Source organism: Sphaerisporangium sp. NPDC005288, assembly GCF_040607475.1.
Classification (GTDB): Bacteria; Actinomycetota; Actinomycetes; order Streptosporangiales; family Streptosporangiaceae; genus Sphaerisporangium; species Sphaerisporangium rhizosphaerae.
The window spans coordinates 23,444-44,427 of sequence record NZ_JBEXGT010000032.1 but is presented as its reverse complement, the minus strand read 5'-3'; the positions used below and the strand labels follow the sequence as shown (position 1 = coordinate 44,427).

Genomic DNA, 20,984 nt, shown 5'->3' with positions numbered 1-20,984 from the left:
CGGGGTCGCAACACCCTGAAAACGGCCGGCGACTGGCCGAAGACCCGCAGCGCCGGCGGTGACACCGCCGAGGAGATCGCCGAACTCAAGGCCGAGCCCCGCAAGGACCTCGTCGCCGCCGGCGGCACCGAGTTCATGCACTCCCTGATCAAGCTCGGCGTGGTCGACGAGTACCGCCTGTGGGTGCTGCCCGCCGTCACAGGCAAGAGCACGCCGCTGTTCCCCGAGCTGGATCAGGCCGTGAACCTGCGCTTGGTGAAGAGCACGGCCTTCCCGTCCGGAATCCTCGAACGGGTGTACACCCCGGCCTGACCGTCACAGGCGTGATCCCTTCCCGGCGTGATCCGGCCGCCCCAAGACGGCCACACCCGCCCCGGAAAGCGAGATCAGCCGGCCCGGTCCAGAGAAGCGGCGTCATGGGACTCGCGCGCCTCCAGCAGCTCATCCCAGTGATCCTCGGCCCACGCGCACGCCGCCGCCATCGGCGCCAGCATGCTGCGGCCCAGCGGCGTCAGCTCGTACTCCACACGCGACCCCGCCCCGGCGACAACGGTGCGCCGGACCAGGCCACCCCGCTCCAACGACCGCAGCGACCGCGTCAAACCCTTGGCGGTGACCCGGCCGAGCGGCACGCGCAGCTCCGAGAACCGGCGCGGCCCGTCCTGCAGACAGCGGATCACCAGCGCCGCCCACTTGTCGCCGAACCCGAACCGGATCGGATTCAGCGACGACGGGCACAGCTCGTCGTACATGTCGGCGGGCAAGGGTTGCCTCATGGCCCCACGATAACCGGTATCCCCGAGGAAACCGGGCCCCCCGATAGCGTCCACGAAACCGGCCGGGCACAACCGCCCGGCCCTGGTGAAAGGGCGCACCCCATGAACATCGTGATCTTCGGAGCGGGCGGCCGGGCCGGACGGCGGGCCGTCGCCGAGGCCACCCGCCGCGGCCACCACGTCACCGCCGTCGTGCGTGACCCGCACGGCCACCCCGACCTGCACAGTCACCCCGACCTGCGCCAGGCACACCTGGTGGCGGGCGACGTCACCGACCAGGCGAGCGTCGAACGCGCCGCCGCCGGGCACGACGCCGCCATCAGCGCCGCGGTGGACCTGTCGGCCCCCGCCCACGACTTCTTCACCACCGCCGCCCGCGCCCTGACCACGGCGGCCGCCCGCACCGGCGTGCGCCGGCTGGTGGTCGTCGGCCTGGCCTCCATCCTGCCCGGAGCCTCCGGCGCCCCACTCATGGACCAACCCGGCTACCCCAACGAGTACCGCTCCTTCTACCTCGGCCACGCCGCCGGCCTCCACGAACTGCGAAACAGCGACCTCGACTGGGCCTATGTCGCCCCGACCGGCGACTTCGACCACCTCGGCACCCCCACCGGCCACTACCGGATCACCGAGCACGCCGACCCCGCCGGCCGGATCACCTACGCCGACTTCGCCATCGCGCTGCTCGACGAGATCGACACACCCCGCTGCCACCGCGCCGCCATCACCGTCCAGCAAGCCTGAACGACGGTTCCCCCGCCCTGACCACCCCACCCGCGCGCGGCGGCCATACTGGGGCGGTGGAACCGGCACCGACGCTGCGCGAGATCGGCTGCTTCGCCCGCGTGGCCCAGACCCTCAGCTTCTCCCGTGCCGCCACCGACCTCGGACTGTCCCAACCGGCGATCAGCCAGGCCATCGGCAGGGCCGAACGGGCGCTCGGCGTGCGACTGTTCGAACGCACCAGCCGCGACGTGCGCCTGTCACCGGCCGGCACGGCCCTGCTGCCCTACGCCGAAGCGCTGCTGGAGACCGCCTCCGCCCTGCGCGCCGAGGCGGCCCGCCAGGCCACGCCACCCCGGACGCTCATCACCCTGGCCTACCCGCCCCCGGCCGGCGCCCTGGTCGCCCAAGCCGCCCGGCGACTGGCCCGCCGCCGCCCCGCCGTGCAACTCCAACTGCGCCCCGCCGGCCGCCGCGCCGCCATGGCGGCCTTGGCCACGGGCGAAGTGGCGGCCGCCGTGGTCGGCGCGCCGTTCCCCACCGGCTACACCACCGGCGCCCGCTTCAGCGTCGCCGTCGCCCACCTGGCCGTACCGGCCGGCGACCCCCTGGCCGCGGCCCCCGCCGTCCGCCCCGCCCAACTCGCCTCCCACAAGATCCTCATGCCCGCCCACCGGCCGCGCGGCGGCATGTGGGCACAACTGGCCGCCGCCCTGCACGGCCCCCACCAGCACCACATCGTGGGGGAGGAGATCGACGACTTCGCCGCCCTGCTCGACCAGGTGGCCGCCGGCGCCGGCCTGCTGCCGGTACCCCACCTGGTGGCCTCCTCCATCCGGCGGCCCGACATCGGCTTCGTCCCCCTGGCGGCCGGACGGCTGCGCCTGACCTACGGCCTGGCCTGGCCGCCCGACCGCGCCACTCCCGAGCTGATGACCGTGGTCCACGCCGTCCAGGAGTCCCTGTGGACCCGATGACATCCCCGCACGCGACAACGCCGCGGCCGAGCGCGCGGCCTCGACGGTCACGATCCCCCCGCCGCCCGGCGGTGCTCACGCACGGGCCGGCCGCGTCGCCCATACGGCCACCACGTCACGTCACAATGGCCCGATGAACAGGACCACCCCCGCCACCGGCAACCGGTCCACAACCCCGCCCCCCGGCGACCCGCCACCCCACCAGCCCCTGCCGCAGGACCCGCACGACCTGCACGGCTCGGACTTCCTGCAACTCACCATCACCGACGCACCCCCACGCGGCCGCTCCGAATGGCTCGCCACCCAACTACGGCACGCCATCTCCGACGGCCGCCTGCCCATCGGCACCCGCCTGCCCGCCACCCGCGTCCTGGCCACCGAACTGCGCGTCTCCCGCGGCCTGATCACCGCCGCCTACCAGCGCCTCATCGACGACGGCCACATCGCCGGCCGAGGACGAGCCGGAACCATCGTCGTCGCCGCCCCCATCACCGCGCCCCGCCCACCCACCCCACCAACCGGCCCCCGCCACCACGGCCACCCCACCGGCCTGTTCGACACCACACCCGGCCAGACCGTCTTCGACGCCCTGCGCGCCGCCCCCGCCCGCATCGACCTGTCTCCCGGCGTCCCCGACCTCGCCGCCTTCCCCCGCACCGCCTGGCTCCGCGCCGAACGCACCATCCTGGCCGGCCTGTCGGCCACCCAACTCGGCTACGGAGACCCCCGCGGCACCTCCGCCCTGCGCCTGGCCGTCGCCAACTGGCTCGCCCGCAACCGCGGCATCAGAACCGACCCCGCCCACGTCCTCATCGTCGCCGGCGTCGCCCAAGCCCTCGCCCTCATCGCCCAGACCCTCCGCGACCGCGGCATCGACCAGATCGCCGTCGAAGACCCCGGATCCCTCGGCGCCGCCCAGCAACTACGCAACTGGGGCCTCACCACCCCACCCATCCCCGTCGACGCCGACGGCCTGCGCGTCACCGACCTCACCGCCACCACCGCACCCGCCGTCCTGCTCACCCCCGCCCACCAGTTCCCGACCGGCGTCGTCCTGTCCGGCCACCGGCGCCGCGACCTCATGCGCTGGGCCGCCGACGGCGGCCTGATCATCGAAGACGACTACGACGCCGAACACCGCTACGACCGCCCGCCCGTCCCCGCCCTGCGATCGATGCTCGGCGACCACGTCTTCTACGCCGGCAGCGTCTCCAAGCTCCTCGCCCCCGCCCTGCGCGTCGGATGGCTGCTCGCCCCGCCCGAGCACCGCGACGCCCTCATCACCGCCAAACGCAACGCCGACCTCGGCAACGCCGTCCTCACCCAGCTCGTCCTGGCCCACGTCATGGCCTCGGGGGAGATGGAACGCCAACTCCGCTACATCCGCAGACGACACCGCCGCCGCCGCGACGCCATGATCGACGCCATCACCGCCCACCTGCCGCAGGCCACCGTGCACGGCGCCGCCGCCGGCCTGCACCTCATGATCACCTTCCCCGAGGACGTCAGCGACACCGCCCTCGCCGCGGCCTGCCTGGAACGCGGAGTCAAGGTCCAGCCCCTGTCATGGCACCGCCACCGCCCCGGCCCCCCGGGCCTGGTCCTCGGATACGCCGCCACCGCCCCCGGCGACATCACCGAAGGCATCACCGTGATCGCCGGCCTGCTGCCTCACCCGTCCTGAACACCGCACCCCAGACCACGACACCGCCACGCGGCGAACAACCCCCACCACAGATGACCGGCCCCCGGCGGCGGCCCCCGCGGACAGGCACGGCCGCCGTCCACGCGGGCCCCCGTCCGGGGAATCAGCCCGCGGACCCGCCCTCGCCGCCCTCGCCGGCCATGTCCAGCACAAGCCCGGCGGCCACCTCCGCCCCGTCCACGCGAACCGTCTCGGCCACAACGGCCGCACGGGCAACGGTCTCAGCGGCAAGAGCCACCTTCAGCGCGGCCGACAGGGACCCGGCCCCCGGCGTCGGACCCTCGTGCCCCGTCCCGATGCCCAGCTCGGTCACCCGCCCCGCCCAGTACGGCTGGTCGGCCACCTGCGGCACGATCACCTGCGGCGCCCCGGCACGGGCCGCCGTCACCGTGGTACCCGCACCGCCATGGTGCACGACCGCCGCCACCCGGCCGAACAACTCCTGCTGGTTCACCTCACCCACCACGAAACAGTCGTCCCGCTCATCGACCAACGCCAGATCGGCCCAGCCGCTCCCCAGCACCACGCGACGGCCCTGCGACCGCACCGCGTCGATGACGGCCCGCGAGACCTCCCGCGCGCTCGCCCCCCGCACGAGCATGCTCCCGAAACCCACGTACACCGGCTCCGCACCGGCCGCGAGAAACGCCTCCAGATCGGCGGGGAGCGGGCGCCCGTCCGGCCGGATCCACGCACCGGTCTGCGCCACGTCCAGCTCCGAGGTCTCCTGCCACGGACCAAGGACCGGGTCGGCCGCCAGGAACGGGCGGCGAGTGAAGACATGATCACGGACGCCGTCGACCGGCGCCAGCCCGACCGAGGCCCGGTGAGCGTTGATCGTCTCACCGAACATCGCGTCCATGTGCGCGGCGTTGAGATCCCACAGCGCCCGGTTGCCGGTCACCTCCGCCGGTACCACCTGACCCGGCCAGGGACGAGGCGCATGGTGCGGCGACGGCAGGTAACTGGGGGAGAAGGAGGCGAACGCGTAGGGCACGCCCAGCTTCTCGGCCGCCGCCCGCGCACCGGCCACCGCCGGGAACGACCCGGTGGCCACCACCGCGGCGCACCCCTCCGCCACCCCCGCGACCGCCTCATAGGCCATGGCGGTCAGCTCGGCGGCGATGTCGGACAGACGCGGCTGCGCCATGCCGGGGACCGCCCCGGTCGCCAGCGCGCGGATCGGCCAGCCGAGCGGGGTCAGCGGCACGTCGATGCCGTCCAGCAGTTCCGCGAAGTCCGGCGGCGCGCACACCCGCACCTCGGCGCCGTGAGCCTTCAGCCGCAGCGCCAGCGCCGTCATCGGCTCGACGTCCCCGCGTGACCCGTAGGTCTCCAATACGACCCGCATTCCACGACCCCCCGTTTCGGTGTGTTCCGGCGTCGAGGGGTGATTGTGCGGCACGACCGGGGCCTTGTGGCAAGGCCCCCCATGCGCTATAGCTTGGAAATGCAAGGAGTGGGCATTCCTCCTTGTCCCTTCCGCAGCTCCGCCGCTCAGCAGGCGCCCCCCTCGTCGCGCCGGGGGACGGGCGCGTCCGGCACCGCTCGGCGAGCGCCGTCGTGTCCGCGCACCCCGGCGAGCCCTCGCAGGGCGTCCTCGATGATCACCACAGCACATGCGCGGCCGGGGGAGGGGCGCCCACTCAGACGATCTCCAAGGCGTCCCGTACTCCATTCGCGGAACGCCGGCCGGCGGCTCGTCCGCACGTGAAGCTCGATCGAACGGCGATGGCTCGGCGCGATATCTCGAAGGAGGGAATGGGACGGTTATGGGCACTTCTAAGCCCTATGTCTCATACCAGACAGAATTGAGCTTCTGTCTGGTATGAGACATCTTTGGGTAGAAGGGCGGGTGGAGGGCTGGGTGGTGCCGGCCGCCGCTGGACCGCCATCCGGATCGTCCGCGTACCGAACCGCGTGCCCGAACGGCGTGCCGCGCGTCGCGTGCGCGCCGGTGCGGGACATGCCGCGGCGGGCGGCCTCGAGGCCCGCCGCCCCTCAAGATCGTTTCACGGATGATCGTCCCGCAGGTGCGCCCGATCGTCACGTCGCGCGAACACCCGCCATGCGCGGCGATGCGCCGGCGCCGGCGGGCGGTCACCCGCTGTACCTGCGGCACGCGACACATACGCCAAGCCGCGGCGTGACCATGCGCGAGCCCTGGCCGGCGGCGCGGTGCGGCGGCCGTCACGGAACACCATCACGGGAACACCGCGAACATGCCCGCCCGGAAACCCTCTCGGCAGCGCCCTCATCGCTGTTTGATGCATAATCGCACTTATGCATCACTGGGTAGGAACTCCTCTTCCGCGCTCTCCCGCCGCGGCCCCTGACGTCGGCGGTCCCCGGCGTCACCTCGACGCGCGCGACGCGCGTGACGACGCCGCAGGTCACCGGCCCCTCACGCGCCGGTGAACGCCCGCCGGCCCGGCGGGCGCCGGGTCCCAGCGGCCGGTCCGGCGTGTCGGCGGGCCACTTGTGCGGGTTTGATGCATAATCGCAGCCACGTGCGCCGCGTCCGAGGAGGTCGCCGCTTTCCGGAGGGTGAAAGCCGTGGATGACCGCGATCCGCTGGTGCTGATGCGCCTGCCCGAAGCCGCGGCGGAGTTCGTCTCCTCGCTGCGCACCAAGAAGCTCTCCCCGCACACGATCGCCGGGTACGAGCGCGACCTGCGGTCGGTGGCCGCCGCGGCGGCGGAGCTGGCCGGTGTGCCGGCGGCCGATCTGGAGGTGCGCCGCCTGAGCGGCCGCCTGGTGCGGGGCGCGTTCGCCGAGTTCGCCGGTCCGCGTTCGGCGGCGAGCGTCAACCGCGCGTGGAGCGCGTGGAACCAGTTCCTGACGTTCTGCGTCGCCGAGGGGATGCTGGAGGGCAATCCGATGGCGGCGGTCCCCCGTCCCAAGCAGCCGGCCAAGGCGCCCAAGCCGTTGCTGGGCGATGGGACGGCGTCGCAGACGCTGCTGGAGCAGGTGGCGGCCGGGGCGCGCAGGGCCCGCGATCCGTGGGTGGAGCGCGACCTGGTGGTGCTGGCGCTGGCCCTGGTGACCGGGATGCGTTCGGCGGAGCTGCTGGGGCTGACGCTGGGGTCGGTGGGCGGGTCCGCGGGTGACCGCCGGATCCAGGTGGTGGGCAAGGGCGGCAAGACCCGGTCGCTGCCGATCGAGCCGCCGATCGAGCGGCTGATCGAGGAGTATCTGGCGAGCCGGTCGCGGCGGTTCGGGCCGGCGGCACTCCCCCGGTCGGCGGCGTTGCTGGTCGACACCAGAAACGAGCCGCTGCGGCGTGGTGGCCTGCAGTATCTGGTGCGTCAGTGTTACCGGTACGCCGGTGTTCATGATCGGGTGCAGCGGGGGACGCTGGTGCACGCGCTGCGGCACGAGTTCGCGACCCGGCTGGCCGAGCGGGGCGCTTCGGCGCACGAGTTGATGGAGTTGCTGGGCCATTCGTCGATCGTGACCGGGCAGGCGTATGTGGCATCGACGGCGCGGGAGGTGCGGGCGGCGGCGCGGGGCAATCCGGCGTACGGGGTGCTGGACCGGCTGCGGCCGGATCCGGGGCCGTAGGACGACGCCGACCGGCGGCCGCGGGCCGGGCGGGGTTAGACGGGGTGCGGTCGCGGGGTGGTGGCGAAGTGGTCGGCGGCGATGTCGGCGAACTCCTGCACCAGGGGTGATCGGCGGGTGCGGCTCCAGGCCAGGCACACCTGGTTGGGCGGGATGTCATCGACGGGCACGTGGGTGACGTCGGGGCGGGTGTAGTAGGCGGCGACCGACAGCGGCAGCACGATGACGCCGTGGGAGGCGGCGACGTGTTCGAGTTTCTCCTCCACGCTGTGGAACACCGGCCGTGGCGTCGCGGGGTGGCCGGTGAGGCGGCCGGGCAGGTCGCGCCATTCGGGGACGGCGTCGGGGTCTTGGAGCATGGGTTCGCCGGCGAGGTCGGCCACCTTGATCGTGGTCTTGCCCGCCAGGCGGTGTTCGGTGGAGACGACGGCGACGCGTGGCTCGGTGTAGAGGGGCAGCAGGCGCAGGCCGCGTTGTTCGACGGGCATGCGCACGAGGCCGGCGTCGGCTCGGCCGTCGTGGAGGACGTCGGTCTGGTCGTCCCAGGTGGTGCGCATCAGGTTGACGGTCAGGCCGGGGTGGCGGGCGGTGAGGGTGCGCACGGCGGCGGTCACGGTGGTGCCGGGCATGAAGGCGATGGTGAAGGCGGGGGCGCCGTGGGCGGCGCGGGTGAGGCGGCGGGTCAGCGCGATGGCCGAGGCCAGCAGGGGGCGGGCTTCTTCCAGGAGCACCTGGCCGGTGGGGGTGAGTTCGGTGGATCGCCGGTTCCTGGCGAACAGGGTGGTGCCGAGGTCTTGCTCGAGGGCGCGGATCTGCCGGGACAGGACGGGCTGGGTGATGTAGAGGCGTTCGGCGGCGCGTCCGAAGTGCAGTTCTTCGGCCACGGCGACGAAGTAGCGCAGTTTGCGCAGGTCGATGTCCATCGCACCCTCCTGGCCGGGGGCCGGCGTGGTCTGCCGGCGGTGTCGCGGGAGTGTCTTCGGGGTGTCCTCAGCGTAGGCCGGGCCGGGTGGTGCGGGCTGCGCGCGGTCCTGCCTGTCCCCCGGTCCCCCTCTCTGGTCCTGCCTGTCCTCTGGTCCTCTTCTCCCCTGGTCCGCGACTTGGCCGGGGTGGGCGGGTGACCGTGGTGGGGGTGATGCCCGGTGGGCATCACCGGTGCTGGAGAAGGTGTTGGACGCCCAGTCGGTCCCCGGGTGATGGTGGATCGCGGCGGGGGTTCCCGCCGCGGTTGGAAGGGATCTGGGAACGATGAAGGTGTTCATCACCGGCGGGTCGGGATACATCGGCCGGGTCACGATCGCGGCGCTGCGGCGGCGTGGCGTGCGGGTGGCGGCGCTGGCGCGCGGCGAGCGTTCGGCGTCGGTCGTCGCGGAGCTCGGGGCGCGGCCGGTGCGGGGCGCTCTGGGCGACCTTGAGGTGCTGCGCGAGGCGGCGGCCGAGGCGGACGGGGTGATCCATCTGGGGGCGGACTACGCCGGGGACACCGCGCGGGTGGACCTGGCGGCGGCCGAGGCGCTGCTGGACGGCGCCGGGGGGCGGCCGTATGTGCACACCGGCGGGGTGTGGGTGTACGGGGACACCGATGGGGTGGTCGGTGAGGAGGCGCCGCTGCGTCCGCCGGCGATCACGGCGTGGCGGCTGGAGAACGAGAGGCGGGTGCTGGCCAGGGCGCGGTGCGGGGGGCGTCCGGTGGTGGTGATGCCGGGTCTGGTGTACGGCCGGGGTGGCGGGCTGACGCAGGGGTTCTTCGTGGAGCCGGGGCTCGCGGCGGGTGCGGTGCCGTGCATCGGGGACGGGGCCAATCATTGGGCGCTGGTGCATGTGGACGACGTCGCCGAGCTGTACGTGCTGGCGCTCGGTGCGCCGGCGGGTGCGGTGTACGCGGGGGTGAGCGGCCAGAACGTGCCGTTGGCGGAGGTCACGCGGGCGTTGAGCCGCGGGGCGGGACTCGGGGGGCGGACGGAGTCGATCGGTTTGGCGCGAGCGGTGGAGCGGATGGGGCCGATCGCCGAGGCGTTCGCGCTGGACCAGCGGATGACCGGGGCCAGGGCGCGGCGGGAGCTGGGGTGGCGGCCCACGCGGGTCGACGCGCTGGCTGAGCTGTCCGGGCCGCGCGATCCGGTGGCGCGGTGACAGGGCGTGCCCGGGGGCCGGGTGGCCGCCGTCCCCGATGACGGCGGCGGGCGGGTCGGCGCGTGAGCGGCGGGGCCGGTCAGGGGATGACGGCGGTGGCGGTGATCTCGACGAGCTGGCCGGTGTAGCCGAGGAAGGAGACGCCGAGCAGTGTGGAGGTGTGCGGGCCGTCGGACAGTTCGCTGGCGCGCACGACCTCCCATACCTCGAGCAGGTCCTGGTGGCGGGTGGTGGCGACGTAGACGGTGCTGGCGATGACGTGCCGCAGGCCGGTGCCGACGTCGTGCAGGGCGGTGGCGAGGTTGGCCAGGACCTGGCGGGTCTGGGCGGCGGGATCGCCCTCGCCGACCAGGGCGCCGGTGGCGTCCAGGGGGACGGCTCCGGCCATGAAGGCGAGCCTCTCCCCCGCTTCGACGACGGCGGCGTGGGCGTATCCGGGCGGCGGGAGCAGGCCGGTGGTGATGGTGCGGCGTGCCATGGCGGGGCTCCTTGCCTTGGGTGGATGTGGTGATCGCGGTCATCATGGCGGGGGTGCCGGCCGGCTGTCATGTGGTTTTGCGGCCGCCCGGCCGGTGGGTCGTGCGGCGCGGGGCGGTGTGCTGCGGGCGGTGCCGTGTCAGGTGCGTGGTGTCAGCGGATGCGCGGCGCGGGTGCGTCCGCACTATCGCGCGGCGCTCGCTGTGTGCTGTCGGGCGCCGGCAAGGGGGGCGTGGACGTCGTCGACGGCCGGCTCTGGTTCGTCCCTGGCGGCGAAGTGCCCGCGTGGGTGGAAGATCGGGCCGGTGGGCGATGGTGTGATCGCGTTCGGGGAGCGCGGGCGAGCGCAATTGTCGGTGGGGGCCGGTACGGTGCCCGTGGTTGCCCTCCGGAAGGACTGATCGATGCGGCCTGTGAAGCTCAAGCGCCTCACCGTGGAGGAGTGCGTCGACCGCTATGTGGAGCTGGTGCGCGCCAAGACGGTCACCGGGGCGCTGTCCCCGGCGACGGCCGAGGTGTACGGCCGTGACGTGGCCACCTTCGCCGAGCTGGCGGGGGCCGGGCGTGTTCTGGACGATCTGACCGGTGAGGATGTCGACGCGGTGCTGCTGGCGTTCGCGCGCAAGCCCGACGGGCGGCGCTCCTCCCCCGCCGGCGCGGCGCAGAGTCCCTCTTCGCAGTCGCGGTTCCGCCGGTCGGTGTCGGCGTTCTTCAAGCACGCGACCCTGTCGGGCTGGGTGCAGGTCAATCCGATGACCACGGCCACCGTCACGGCCAAGGAACGCGGCGGGCTGCGCGCCGAGCGCCGGGCGCTGACCCGTGAGCAGGCGCAGGGGCTGGTGGGCGCGGCGCGTGAGCAGGCGGTGGCCGAGCCGCGGGGCGGGCGGCGTGACCAGCGCACCGAGGTGCGTGACGCGTTGATCGTGCTGCTGCTGTCGACGCTGGGCCCGCGGGTGTCTGAGCTGGTGCGTGCCAATGTCGAGGATTTCTACACCAATGACGGGGTGCGTTACTGGCGCATCTTCGGCAAGGGCGGCAAGACGCGTGATGTGCCGTTGCCGGGCGATGTCGCCGAGGTGCTGGAGGTCTACCTTGCGGCCGCCCGGCCGGCCACGGCCGAGAAGGCGTTGCTGCTGTCGTGGCGGGGGCGGCGGCTGGCGCGGGGTGATGTGCAGGCGGTGATCGACCGGGTGCAGCGGCGGGTCGATCCGGCGCAGCGGCGTTCGGTGACCCCGCACGGGCTGCGGCACACGACCGCGACGCATCTGCTGGCCGACGCGGTCGACATGGACGCGGTGCGCCGGGTGCTGGGGCACAGCGACCTGGCGACGCTGGGCCGCTACCGTGACGAGCTGCCCGGGGAGCTGGAGGTGGCGATGCGGGCGCATCCGCTGCTGCGGGGGCGTGCGGCGGGCGGCTGACCGCGTTGGTCACCCGCCGTCCTCGGGGGCGGGTGCGGGCCCGTACGATCGGGCTGTGCAAAAGCGTGAGTTGGGAAGAACGGGCAGGCAGGTCGGGGTCGTCGGCCTGGGGGCGTGGCAGCTGGGCGCCGACTGGGGTGAGGTGGGCGAGGACGACGCGCTGGCGACGCTGCACGCCGCCGTCGAGGCGGGGGTGACGTTCATCGACACGGCCGACGTGTACGGTGACGGGCGCAGCGAGCAGATCGTCGGCCGGTTGCTCAAGGAGCGGCCGGGGCTGACGGTGGCCACCAAGATGGGCCGCCGGGTGGCGCAGGTGCCGTCGGCGTACACGCTGGACAATTTCCGGGCCTGGAACGACCGGTCGCGGCAGAACCTCGGCGTCGACACCATCGACCTGGTGCAGCTGCACTGCCCGCCGACCCCGGTCTTCAGCGATCAGGCGGTGTACGACGCGCTGGACACCCTGGTGCAGGAGGGCAGGATCGCCGCTTACGGGGTGAGCGTGGAGACCTGCCAGGAGGCGCTGACCGCGATCGCGCGGCCGGGTGTGGCCAGTGTGCAGATCATCTTCAACGCCTTCCGGCTCAAGCCGCTGGAGCAGGTGCTTCCGGCGGCGGCCGAGGCCGGGGTGGGCATCATCGCGCGGGTGCCGCTGGCCAGCGGCCTGCTGTCGGGCCGTTACGACGAGCACACCAGTTTCGGCACTGACGACCACCGGGCCTTCAACCGGCACGGGGAGTCCTTCGACGTCGGGGAGACCTTCTCGGGCGTGGATTACGCCACGGGTCTGGCGGCGGTGGAGCGGCTCAAGCCGCTGGTCCCCGAGGGGATGACGACGGCCCAGTTCGCGCTGCGCTGGATCATCGACCACCCGGCGGTCAGCGTGGTGATCCCCGGCGCCCGCAATGAGCGGCAGGCCGCGGCCAACGCCGCCGCCGCGCGGCTGGCGCCGCTGTCGGAGCCGACCCATGCCGCCGTGGCGTCGGTGTACGACGAGCTGATCCGCCCGCTGGTCCACCACCGCTGGTGATCCCCCAAGGGTCCGGCCCGTCGGGGTCGGACCCGGTCACGTCCGTATGCTGGTCTGCTTGAGCACGGGCTGCGGATCCGTCGCGGCGATCAGTGACCTTGTTCGGGGCCGAGGAAGCACGTCAGGAGTCGCCTGAAGTCGTGCGGGTGCTCCAGCGCCGGCACGTGGCCGCATCGGCCGAGCACGTGCAGACGGACATCGGGCAGGTGTTCGAGCAGGGGCAGGGCTGCGGTGCTGAGCGGGGTGACTCGGTCCTCGGCGCCGTGGACGAGCAGCACGGGCGCGCGGATCCCTGCCAGCGTTCGCGCCGGGAGGGTGAGCTCGTCGGCCCAGCGTGCCCTGGGTGGAGGGAACAACGACGCGAACGCGGCCGCCCCCGCTCGCATCGCGGCCGCACGGGCGGCGACGGCCGATTCGGTGACGAGCGCTTGGTCCAGGACGAGGCGACTCAACATGTCTCGTGCCCCGTGCGGGCCGGCGGGGGCGGCCCAGATCGCGTCGAGCTCGGCGGACAGCGGCGCCCCGGGGGCGCCCATCGTCGAGACCGCCACGACACGGGTGACCTGCTGTGGACGCGCGGCCGCCAACGCCAGCGCCACGGCACCGCCCATGGAGTGGCCCACCACGGCGTAGTGCTCGGCGCCGAGAGCGTCCATCAGGCCCGCGGCCTGCTCCGTCCACAGCCGCAGCCCGCCCCTGGAGTGCGCAGGGATCGGTGTACGGCCGAATCCCGCCTGGTCGGGAGCCACCAGGTGCCAGGACGTGCCGAGCGCCTGTGCCGTCGCCGCCCAGGCGCCGGATCCGGTCGTACCGGGTCCGGAGCCGTGCAGCATCAGCACCGCGGGCCCGGTGCCGCTCTCCAGGACGTGGACGGGGGAGCCGTCGACGGTGACGGTCCGAAGTGCCGTCACCGAGACGGCTCCGGTGTGCTCATGCCGATGCGGAGTTGATGGACTTCGAGAAGACCTCCATCATCGCCCTGCCGAACTGCGGCATGTCGGGCCACCCCCGGCAGGAGACGAGGTTGCCGTCCACGACGTCGGGAGCGTCGATGACCGTCGCGCCCGCGTTCTCCATGTCACCGGTGATGGGCGGGAAGCACGCCGTCTTTCGACCCTTCAGCAGCCCGTACACGGCCGGCACCTGCGCGCCGTGGCACACCAGCGCGATGGGGAGGTTGCGCGCGAAGAAGTGCTCGGTGATGCGCCTGACGTCGGCGTCGACGCGGATCCACTCGGGGGCGCGTCCTCCGGGGATGATGAGGGCGTCATAGCGCTCGACGTCGACCTCGGCCCAGGGCACGTCGACCGGCAGCTTGCGGCCGTTCTTCTCCACGTAGGCGTCGGAGTTGGGGTCGAACTCGTGGATGACCAGCTGCACGTCACGCATCGTCCGTGACGAGACGTCAACGTCCCAGCCGCCCTCCTGCACGCGATAGTAGGGATACATGGTGTCGAGCTCCTCGGCGGCGTCGCCGGTCAGGAGCAGTGCTCTGGGCACCTGCTTCTCCTCACATCTGGGGGCGGGTGAGGTGGATCCAGTCCGATCCAATCCGATCCGATTGGGTTAGCATTCCTCGGCCCAGGCCGCCCGTCAAGCCTCCACCGCCATTCCGTCCGCGTCCTTGGCCTCGTCGAACAATCGCCGGAACCGCTCGCCGGACAGCAGGATGTGCCGGCGCATGGCGTAGGCGGCGGCGTCGGGGTCACGCGCGGCGATCGCGGCCAGGACCTCTTCGTGCTCGGCCATGGCCAGGTGGGTGACCTGGGTGTCGTGGAGAAGCCGGAACAGGTGCACGTGGGTGTGCAGGCGTGCGAGCGCTTCGCGGATGACCTGGTTCTCCGCGCTCAGGGCGACGAGGTCGTGGAAAGCGGCGTCGCGCAGCCCGAAGGCGCCATAGGCCATGGCCCCGTCGCCCCCCTCCAGTTCCGCCATCTCCTCCAGCATTCGCCGCAGACCGGCCACCTGCCCCGAGGATGCGCGTTCGGCGGATCTGCGCGCCGCCGCCGGCTCCAGGAGCAGGCGGACCTCGAGCATGTCCTCGAATCGGTGACGGGTGATCTGGGGGGGAATGCGATAGCCGGCATGGGGCACACGCACGACCAGGCCCTCGGCCTCCATGCGGTTCAGAGCGTCTCGGATCGGCGTCTGCGAGACCCCCAGCTCTCGCGCCAGGACGTCGATCGTGACGCGGGAGCCGGGCTCGATCCGTAGCGACATCAGCTGTCCGAGCAGCGTGTCGTACACCTCGTCGGCGAGCCGGCCGCGAGATCTCCCCGGCGGCTTTCCGCCCGTCATGGCCCCACGGCGCCGCGCGATCATCGCTTCGTCGTCCATCGTGACGTGAGGTCCTTTCCTGCGTCTTCGGGGGACCTGTTGACATCGGTCGCAACGCTGCGGGATGCTGCCCCCACTCGGATCGTATAGGAAACGTGACGGATGCCGGCCATCCTTCACCCATCGGGGAACCGCCCGCCATCGCTCCGCTTCGATCGGTTGGAGCTCCCATGAGCATGCTCGACGTCCTCCTCGGTTCGCCACCGGGCCGCACGAGGACCGAAGGACCTCTCGACCGCTCCAAGTCCCATCACGTCGCGGCGCACGCGTGACGCCGGTCCGCGGGTCGGCCCGCGACAGCCGGCGACACGCCTGAACAATCCGGCAACCGCTCGGCGAAGCACGCAGCAAGCCTCCAGACACCCCCCAGAAAGCAGGCATGAAGGTGCGGTATCCACAGCGAATAGGACGACTGTCCATTCCCGGTCGAAAGGTGCAGCTGGCGACGGCGGCCATGTTGCTGGCCACGACCGTGGCGGCTTGCGGCGGCGGCTCGGACGACGGCGCGAAGGCGAGCGCCCCCAAGGCGCCGGCGACCATCCCCGAGCTCACCAAGGACCCGCTGACCCTCAGCTTCATCTGGTTCGACTGGCCCCCCGCCCACGCGCTGGAAGCCTTCGCGAACGCCGAGTACAAAAAGGATCGGCCGAATGTGACCGTCAAGGTCAACACCGTGCCGAACGCGAACTGGCACGACGCGATGTTCACCCAGTTCGCGGCGCACAAGACCGACTTCGACATCCCGATCCTGGACTCGCAGCACATCGGCGAGGCCGTGACGAACGGCAACATCCTCGACATCACCGACTTCGTCAAGAAGAACATCGACGTCAACGCCTACAACCCGTACCTGCTGGCGGCCTACGGCCAGTTCCCCCAGGCGGAGACCGGCAAGCGCGACGAGAACGCCAGCATGTACGGACTGCCGCTGCTCGGCGACACCTGGACGATGATCTACCGCAAGGACCTGATCGGCGACAAGCCGCCGCAGACCTGGGACGAGATGATCTCAGCCGCCCAGAAGTGCCAGACGGAGAACCCCGGCGTCAGCGGGCTGGCCTTCCACCAGGCCAACGGCTCCGACGCCGCGGCCGTGACCTACAACACGGTCAACGGCGTCTACGGCGGCAACCTCTGGGACCCCAAGACGCGCAAGATCGACGGCGTCCTCAACGACCCCGCGGGCCAGGAGGCGATGGACGTCCTGGTCAACAAGATGAAGCCGCTGACCGCCAAGGGCTCGGGCAACTGGTTCATCGACGAGGTGAACGCGGCGGTCGCCCAGGGCAAGGCGTGCATCGCGTTCAACTGGATCGCCGCGAGCGGCGGCCTGCTCGACCCCAAGCAGTCGACGCTCGGCACCACGCGGGAGCAGATCCTCGACAAGCTGGGTTTCGCCACCCTGCCGACCCAGAAGACCAACCTGGTGCCTCTCGGCGGCATGGGGATGCACGTGTCGGCCTACTCCCCCGAGGCGAACCAGGCCGAGGCCCTGAACTTCATGAAGTGGTTCGAGCAGGCCGACATCCAGAAGAAGTGGGCCGCGGCCGGTGGCGTGCCGTCGCGTACCGACGCCCTGGCGTCGCCCGAGTTCCTCAACGCCGGGCCGTTCAACAAGGTGTACGCCGACTCGGTGCCGCGGATGCGGGACATGTGGAATGTCCCGGAGTACGCGCGCCTGGTCGACATTGAGAACACCAACGTGAACGCGGCTCTCAACGGCGCGAAGAAGCCGAAGGACGCGCTCGACGACATCGCCAAGGGGCAGCAGGGCGTGCTCGACTCCGGCAAGGGCAAGGGCGGCGGCGGACTGTGAGTGACCCCGCCCCTCTGACGACCGACCGCCCCGGGCAGGTGGCGTCCGCGACGCCGCCTGCACCGGGCCGGTCCCGCCGGTTGAGCGACCGCGGGCTCGCGGTGGCCTTCATCTCCCCCGCGCTGCTGCTGTTGCTGGCGATGTCGGTGTTCCCGTTGCTGTGGGCGTTGTACCTGTCGTTCACCGACTACTCGGCCACCCGCGGGGGGCCGGCCCATTTCATCTGGTTCGAGAACTACACCGCCGTCCTGGCTTCGGCGCAGGTGCACCTGAGGGCCCTGACGACGTTGATCTACGTGGTCGGCGCGGTCGCCCTGCAGACGGTGCTCGGTTTCGCCATCGCCTACCTGATCTCACGGCGCACGCACGGGCGAGGAGTGCTGACCACTCTGTTCCTGGTTCCGATGATGCTGTCGCCGGTCGTGGTCGGGCTGTTCTGGCGGTTCATGCTCGACGCGCAGTTCGGCGTGGTCAACAGCATGCTCGGCTCGCTCGGCCTGGGGCAGGTGGAGTGGCTCACCCGGCAGCGGACGGCACTGATCTCCCTGATCGTGGTCGACACCTGGCAATGGACGCCGTTCATCATGCTCATCGCACTCGCCGGCCTCACCGCGGTTCCCAAGTACCTGTACGAGGCCGCGTCGATCGACCGGGCGTCGGAGTGGTTCCGGTTCCGCACCATCACCCTTCCGCTGGTGTGGCCGCTGCTCCTCATCGCCGTGTTGTTCAGGGCCATCGAGGCCTTCCGGCTGTTCGACCTCGTCTACATTCTCACCAGCGGAGGTCCGGGGGTCTCCACCGAGACGTTGTCGTTCCACGTCTACAAGGTCGCGTTCCTGGGCTTCAACACCGGAACCGCCTCGGCGTACGGGATCCTCATGGTCCTGGTCGTGATCGTCCTCACGCAGCTCTACCTGCGCTACTTGAACAAGCTCAAGGAGGACTGATGGCCGTCTCCGTCGACGAGGCCGTGTCCACAGGTCCTGCCCGGGATCACACGCCCCCCGCGCGCCGCTTCGGCGGCCGGGGCCGCGCCGTGCTGGAGGTCGCGCTGCTGGCCGTGCTGGCCGTCGTGATGCTCTTCCCGGTGCTGTGGATGATCGAGACCTCCATCAAGGAGAACCGGGACGTCTACGCCATCCCGGCCAAGTTCTTCGACTTCAAGGTCACTCTGGACCATTTCAAGGACGTGTTCGTCGCCTCCGGCGGCGGTCGCTCGCCCTTGTCGGTCTCCTTCCTCAACTCCGTCGTGGTCGCCGGGGTCTCCACGGCGCTGGCCACCGTGCTGGGGGTCCCGGCGGCCTGGGCCTACTCACGCTTCGCCGTGAAGGCCAAGAAGGACCAGCTGTTCTTCATCCTGTCCACCCGCTTCATGCCGCCCGTGGTGGTCGTGATCCCGATCTTCCTCATGTACCGCCAAGCCGGGCTCATCAACACCCAGCTCGGCCTGATCCTCATCTACGCCGCGTTCAACGTCCCCTTCACGATCTGGATGATGAAGGGGTTCGTCGACGAGGTGCCCGCAGAGTACGAGGATGCCGCCATGCTCGACGGCTACACCCGCCTGCAGGCGTTCCGGCGATTCACCCTTCCCCTGCTCCTGCCCGGCATCGCCGCGACGGCGGTGTTCGCCCTCATCTTCTCGTGGAACGAGTTCGTGTTCGCCATCTTCCTCACCTCCAGCGACAACGTGCGCACGGCCCCACCCGCCATCGCCGGCCTCATCGGTGGCACCACCGTGGACTGGGGCCTGGTGGCCGCCGCCTCCGTGGTGTTCGCCCTGCCGGTGCTCGTCTTCGCCTACCTGGTGCGCAAGCACCTGGTCGCCGGTGTGACGCTCGGGGCGGTGCGACGCTGATGGCGGGCATCGAGGTGACCGCCCTGCACAAGCGCTACCCGGACGGGACGGTCGCGGTCGAGCACGTGGACCTGTCCATCGGCGACGGCGAGCTGTTCGTGATGCTCGGCCCTTCGGGGTGCGGCAAGACGACCACGCTGCGGGCCATAGCCGGCCTGGAGAGGCAGACGACGGGCGACATCCGCATCGGCGACACGCTGGTCAACGACCTGCCGCCCGCCGAGCGCGACATCGCCATGGTGTTCCAGTTCTACGCTCTCTACCCGCATCTGCGAACCCGCGACAACCTGGCGTTCCCCCTGCGGGCCGAGGGACTGCCCAAGGCGGAGGTGCGCGAACGGGTCGACGAGGCCGCCCGGCTGATGCGGCTCGGTCCGCTCCTGGACCGGCGGCCGCGCCGGCTGTCCGGCGGGGAGCAGCAGCGCGTCGCGCTCGCCCGCGCCCTGGTGCGACGACCGCGCGCATTCCTCATGGACGAACCTCTCACCAATCTGGACGCGGAGCTGAGGGCGGACATGCGCACGGAGATCAAGCACCTGCAGGGCGAACTGGGGACGACGATGGTCTACGTCACCCACGACCAGGTCGAGGCGATGTCGCTCGGTCACAGAATCGCCATCCTCAACAAGGGCCGCGTCGAGCAGATCGGCACGCCGCTGGAGGTCTACGACCGCCCGGCGAGTCTCTTCTGCGCCGCTTTCATCGGCTCCCCGCCGATGAACCTGATCGAGGTGGAGGTGGCCGACGGGAAGCTGCGCGCCAAGGGCGGACTGGATCTCACGCCACCGCCAGGCCTGCCGCGCGACCGTAGCCTGGTCGCGGGCGTCCGGCCGGAGGCGCTGGAAGTCACAGAACCAGGAGCGGAACGTTCGGTCCCGGCCCGCGTGGTCTCGGCGGAGTGGCTGGGCGACGAGATCATCTACGTGGTCGACCACGGCGGCCAGCGCGACGTGCGGGTCCGGATGCCACCGACCCTCCGTTTCGCCGCGGACGCATCGGTCGGGCTGCGGCACACCGGCGCGACCCCGGCGGTCTACGACGTGAGCACGGAAGAGCTGGTGGCCTGATGGGAACCGTGGCAGCGCACGGGCTGTGCAAGTCCTTCGGCAAAGTCCAGGCCCTGGACGGGGTGACACTGGAGGTGCCGGACGGATCGTTCTTCGTCGTGCTCGGACCCTCCGGGGCGGGCAAGACGACGACCCTGCGAGCGATCGCCGGCCTTGAGAAGCTCGACGCCGGGTCGGTGCATCTGGACGGCAGGGACGCCACCGGTGACTCCCCGGCCGCACGCGACCTGGCCATGGTCTTCCAGAACTACGCCCTCTACCCGCGGCACACGGCGTACGAGAACATCGCTTCGCCATTGCGGGCACGCCGCTGTTCCTCCAGCGAGATCGCCGCCGCCGTCGAGCGGATGTCGAGCCTGCTGCACATCGAACGCCTGCTGCAGCGCCGTCCCGCGCAGCTGTCGGGCGGTGAGATGCAGCGTGTCGCCCTGGCCCGGGCGCTGGTCCGTAGCCCGCGCGCGTTCCTCATGGACGAGCCGCTGACCAACCTCGACCTCAAGCTCCGCGTCGAGATGCGCACCGAGCTCACCCGCATCCACCGCAGCCTCGGAGCGACCTTCGTCTACGTGACCAACGACCAGGTCGAGGCCCTGTCCATGGCCGACCAGGTCGCGGTTTTGAAGGAGGGGAAGGTGCAACAGGTCGGAACACCGACCGAGGTGTACGAGCGGCCGGCCAACCAGTGGGTCGCGGGCTTCGTCGGCAGCCCGCAGATCAGCCTGCTCGCCTGCCACGCCGAGGGAGATCGTCTGATCGGGACGGAAGGCTGGACGCTGCCGCGGCCCCGCTGGACCACCGCCGAGGACGGCCGTCCGCTGCTGCTGGGCCTGCGCGCGGAGGACCTGTCGGTCGAGCGGCGCGGGAACGCGTCGTTGCCGGGCGAGCTCTACGGCCTTGAGCCGCTCGGTGACCGAACGGTGGTCGACGTCCGAGTGGGGACACAGATCCTCAAGGTCAAGGCACGACCCACCCTCACCGGTACGCCGGGCGAGCGGCTGCACGTCACGGTCGACCTGGACCGTGCGCACCTGTTCGACGCGGGCACCGGGCTGGCGCTGTCACAGGCCGGGAGATAACCGCGCGGGGCGGCGACGTCA

The 20,984-nt window shown here is 71.6% G+C and carries 20 protein-coding genes; 13 read left to right on the top strand and 7 right to left on the bottom strand.

Annotation, left to right across the window (positions count from 1 at the left end):
* The first annotated feature begins 15 nt into the window (after positions 1 to 15).
* A complete protein-coding gene (locus ABZU32_RS27170) occupies positions 16 to 312 on the top strand; it encodes a dihydrofolate reductase family protein (RefSeq protein WP_354926446.1) in 297 nt (98 codons plus the stop codon).
* A gap of 74 nt (positions 313 to 386) precedes the next feature.
* Here ABZU32_RS27170 and ABZU32_RS27165 read toward each other — a convergent pair whose 3' ends face one another.
* Positions 387 to 776: a helix-turn-helix domain-containing protein gene (locus tag ABZU32_RS27165; RefSeq protein ID WP_354926328.1), complete on the bottom strand. Its 390-nt coding sequence runs from the start codon at positions 774 to 776 to the stop codon at positions 387 to 389.
* A 102-nt stretch (positions 777 to 878) separates the two neighbouring features.
* Here ABZU32_RS27165 and ABZU32_RS27160 point away from each other — a divergent pair, with 102 nt between their 5' ends.
* From ABZU32_RS27160 to ABZU32_RS27150, 3 genes are all read left to right on the top strand, one after another.
* A complete protein-coding gene (locus tag ABZU32_RS27160; RefSeq protein ID WP_354926326.1) occupies positions 879 to 1,520 on the top strand; it encodes an NAD(P)H-binding protein in 642 nt (213 codons plus the stop codon).
* Positions 1,521 to 1,576: 56 nt separating this feature from the next.
* Positions 1,577 to 2,476, top strand: coding sequence for a LysR family transcriptional regulator (locus ABZU32_RS27155; protein WP_354926324.1), 900 nt, complete (start codon positions 1,577 to 1,579; stop codon positions 2,474 to 2,476).
* Between the two features lie 133 nt (positions 2,477 to 2,609).
* On the top strand, positions 2,610 to 4,160 hold the full coding sequence (locus ABZU32_RS27150) for a PLP-dependent aminotransferase family protein (protein ID WP_354926322.1): 1,551 nt from the start codon (positions 2,610 to 2,612) through the stop codon (positions 4,158 to 4,160).
* Positions 4,161 to 4,284: 124 nt separating this feature from the next.
* Here ABZU32_RS27150 and ABZU32_RS27145 read toward each other — a convergent pair whose 3' ends face one another.
* Positions 4,285 to 5,532: a glycosyltransferase gene (locus ABZU32_RS27145; protein ID WP_354926320.1), complete on the bottom strand. Its 1,248-nt coding sequence runs from the start codon at positions 5,530 to 5,532 to the stop codon at positions 4,285 to 4,287.
* Between the two features lie 1,232 nt (positions 5,533 to 6,764).
* Between ABZU32_RS27145 and ABZU32_RS27140 the strand changes: the two genes are divergently transcribed.
* The gene (locus ABZU32_RS27140) at positions 6,765 to 7,745 is read left to right on the top strand and encodes a tyrosine-type recombinase/integrase (RefSeq protein ID WP_354926444.1); all 981 of its coding nucleotides are present in this window, start codon (positions 6,765 to 6,767) and stop codon (positions 7,743 to 7,745) included.
* A gap of 35 nt (positions 7,746 to 7,780) precedes the next feature.
* Here the strand turns inward: ABZU32_RS27140 and ABZU32_RS27135 are convergent, their stop codons facing one another.
* Positions 7,781 to 8,668 carry a LysR substrate-binding domain-containing protein gene (locus ABZU32_RS27135; RefSeq protein WP_354926318.1) on the bottom strand — a complete coding sequence of 296 codons (888 nt, stop codon included), beginning with the start codon at positions 8,666 to 8,668 and terminating at the stop codon, positions 7,781 to 7,783.
* Between the two features lie 325 nt (positions 8,669 to 8,993).
* Between ABZU32_RS27135 and ABZU32_RS27130 the strand changes: the two genes are divergently transcribed.
* Complete coding sequence (locus tag ABZU32_RS27130) at positions 8,994 to 9,878, top strand: NAD-dependent epimerase/dehydratase family protein (protein WP_354926316.1); 885 nt, start codon at positions 8,994 to 8,996, stop codon at positions 9,876 to 9,878.
* Positions 9,879 to 9,957: 79 nt separating this feature from the next.
* Here the strand turns inward: ABZU32_RS27130 and ABZU32_RS27125 are convergent, their stop codons facing one another.
* Complete coding sequence (locus tag ABZU32_RS27125) at positions 9,958 to 10,356, bottom strand: RidA family protein (protein ID WP_354926314.1); 399 nt, start codon at positions 10,354 to 10,356, stop codon at positions 9,958 to 9,960.
* Positions 10,357 to 10,759: 403 nt separating this feature from the next.
* On the opposite strand from ABZU32_RS27125, the gene ABZU32_RS27120 reads away from it, so the two are divergent.
* Both ABZU32_RS27120 and ABZU32_RS27115 read left to right on the top strand, forming a co-directional pair.
* Positions 10,760 to 11,776: a tyrosine-type recombinase/integrase gene (locus ABZU32_RS27120; RefSeq protein ID WP_354849375.1), complete on the top strand. Its 1,017-nt coding sequence runs from the start codon at positions 10,760 to 10,762 to the stop codon at positions 11,774 to 11,776.
* Positions 11,777 to 11,831: 55 nt separating this feature from the next.
* The gene (locus ABZU32_RS27115) at positions 11,832 to 12,809 is read left to right on the top strand and encodes an aldo/keto reductase (protein WP_354926312.1); all 978 of its coding nucleotides are present in this window, start codon (positions 11,832 to 11,834) and stop codon (positions 12,807 to 12,809) included.
* Positions 12,810 to 12,898: 89 nt separating this feature from the next.
* Here the strand turns inward: ABZU32_RS27115 and ABZU32_RS27110 are convergent, their stop codons facing one another.
* The 3 genes from ABZU32_RS27110 to ABZU32_RS27100 all read right to left on the bottom strand — a co-directional run bounded on the left by ABZU32_RS27110 (position 12,899) and on the right by ABZU32_RS27100 (position 15,146).
* Positions 12,899 to 13,720, bottom strand: a complete 822-nt coding sequence (locus ABZU32_RS27110; protein WP_354926310.1) for an alpha/beta hydrolase — start codon at positions 13,718 to 13,720, stop codon at positions 12,899 to 12,901.
* A gap of 19 nt (positions 13,721 to 13,739) precedes the next feature.
* Positions 13,740 to 14,309: a DJ-1/PfpI family protein gene (locus ABZU32_RS27105; protein ID WP_138666282.1), complete on the bottom strand. Its 570-nt coding sequence runs from the start codon at positions 14,307 to 14,309 to the stop codon at positions 13,740 to 13,742.
* 93 nt (positions 14,310 to 14,402) lie between these two features.
* Positions 14,403 to 15,146, bottom strand: a complete 744-nt coding sequence (locus ABZU32_RS27100; RefSeq protein ID WP_354926308.1) for a GntR family transcriptional regulator — start codon at positions 15,144 to 15,146, stop codon at positions 14,403 to 14,405.
* Positions 15,147 to 15,579: 433 nt separating this feature from the next.
* On the opposite strand from ABZU32_RS27100, the gene ABZU32_RS27095 reads away from it, so the two are divergent.
* From ABZU32_RS27095 to ABZU32_RS27075, 5 genes are all read left to right on the top strand, one after another.
* Positions 15,580 to 16,962 (top strand): extracellular solute-binding protein, encoded by a 1,383-nt coding sequence (locus ABZU32_RS27095; protein ID WP_354926306.1) that lies wholly within the window; start codon positions 15,580 to 15,582, stop codon positions 16,960 to 16,962.
* A gap of 80 nt (positions 16,963 to 17,042) precedes the next feature.
* On the top strand, positions 17,043 to 17,909 hold the full coding sequence (locus tag ABZU32_RS27090) for a sugar ABC transporter permease (RefSeq protein WP_354926304.1): 867 nt from the start codon (positions 17,043 to 17,045) through the stop codon (positions 17,907 to 17,909).
* Positions 17,909 to 18,820 carry a carbohydrate ABC transporter permease gene (locus ABZU32_RS27085; RefSeq protein WP_354926302.1) on the top strand — a complete coding sequence of 304 codons (912 nt, stop codon included), beginning with the start codon at positions 17,909 to 17,911 and terminating at the stop codon, positions 18,818 to 18,820. Before ABZU32_RS27090 ends, ABZU32_RS27085 begins: the two co-directional genes overlap by 1 nt.
* Positions 18,820 to 19,887: an ATP-binding cassette domain-containing protein gene (locus ABZU32_RS27080; protein WP_354926300.1), complete on the top strand. Its 1,068-nt coding sequence runs from the start codon at positions 18,820 to 18,822 to the stop codon at positions 19,885 to 19,887. The genes ABZU32_RS27085 and ABZU32_RS27080 overlap by 1 nt, the downstream gene beginning before the upstream one ends.
* The gene (locus ABZU32_RS27075) at positions 19,887 to 20,963 is read left to right on the top strand and encodes an ABC transporter ATP-binding protein (RefSeq protein WP_354926298.1); all 1,077 of its coding nucleotides are present in this window, start codon (positions 19,887 to 19,889) and stop codon (positions 20,961 to 20,963) included. The genes ABZU32_RS27080 and ABZU32_RS27075 overlap by 1 nt, the downstream gene beginning before the upstream one ends.
* Positions 20,964 to 20,984: the final 21 nt, after the last annotated feature.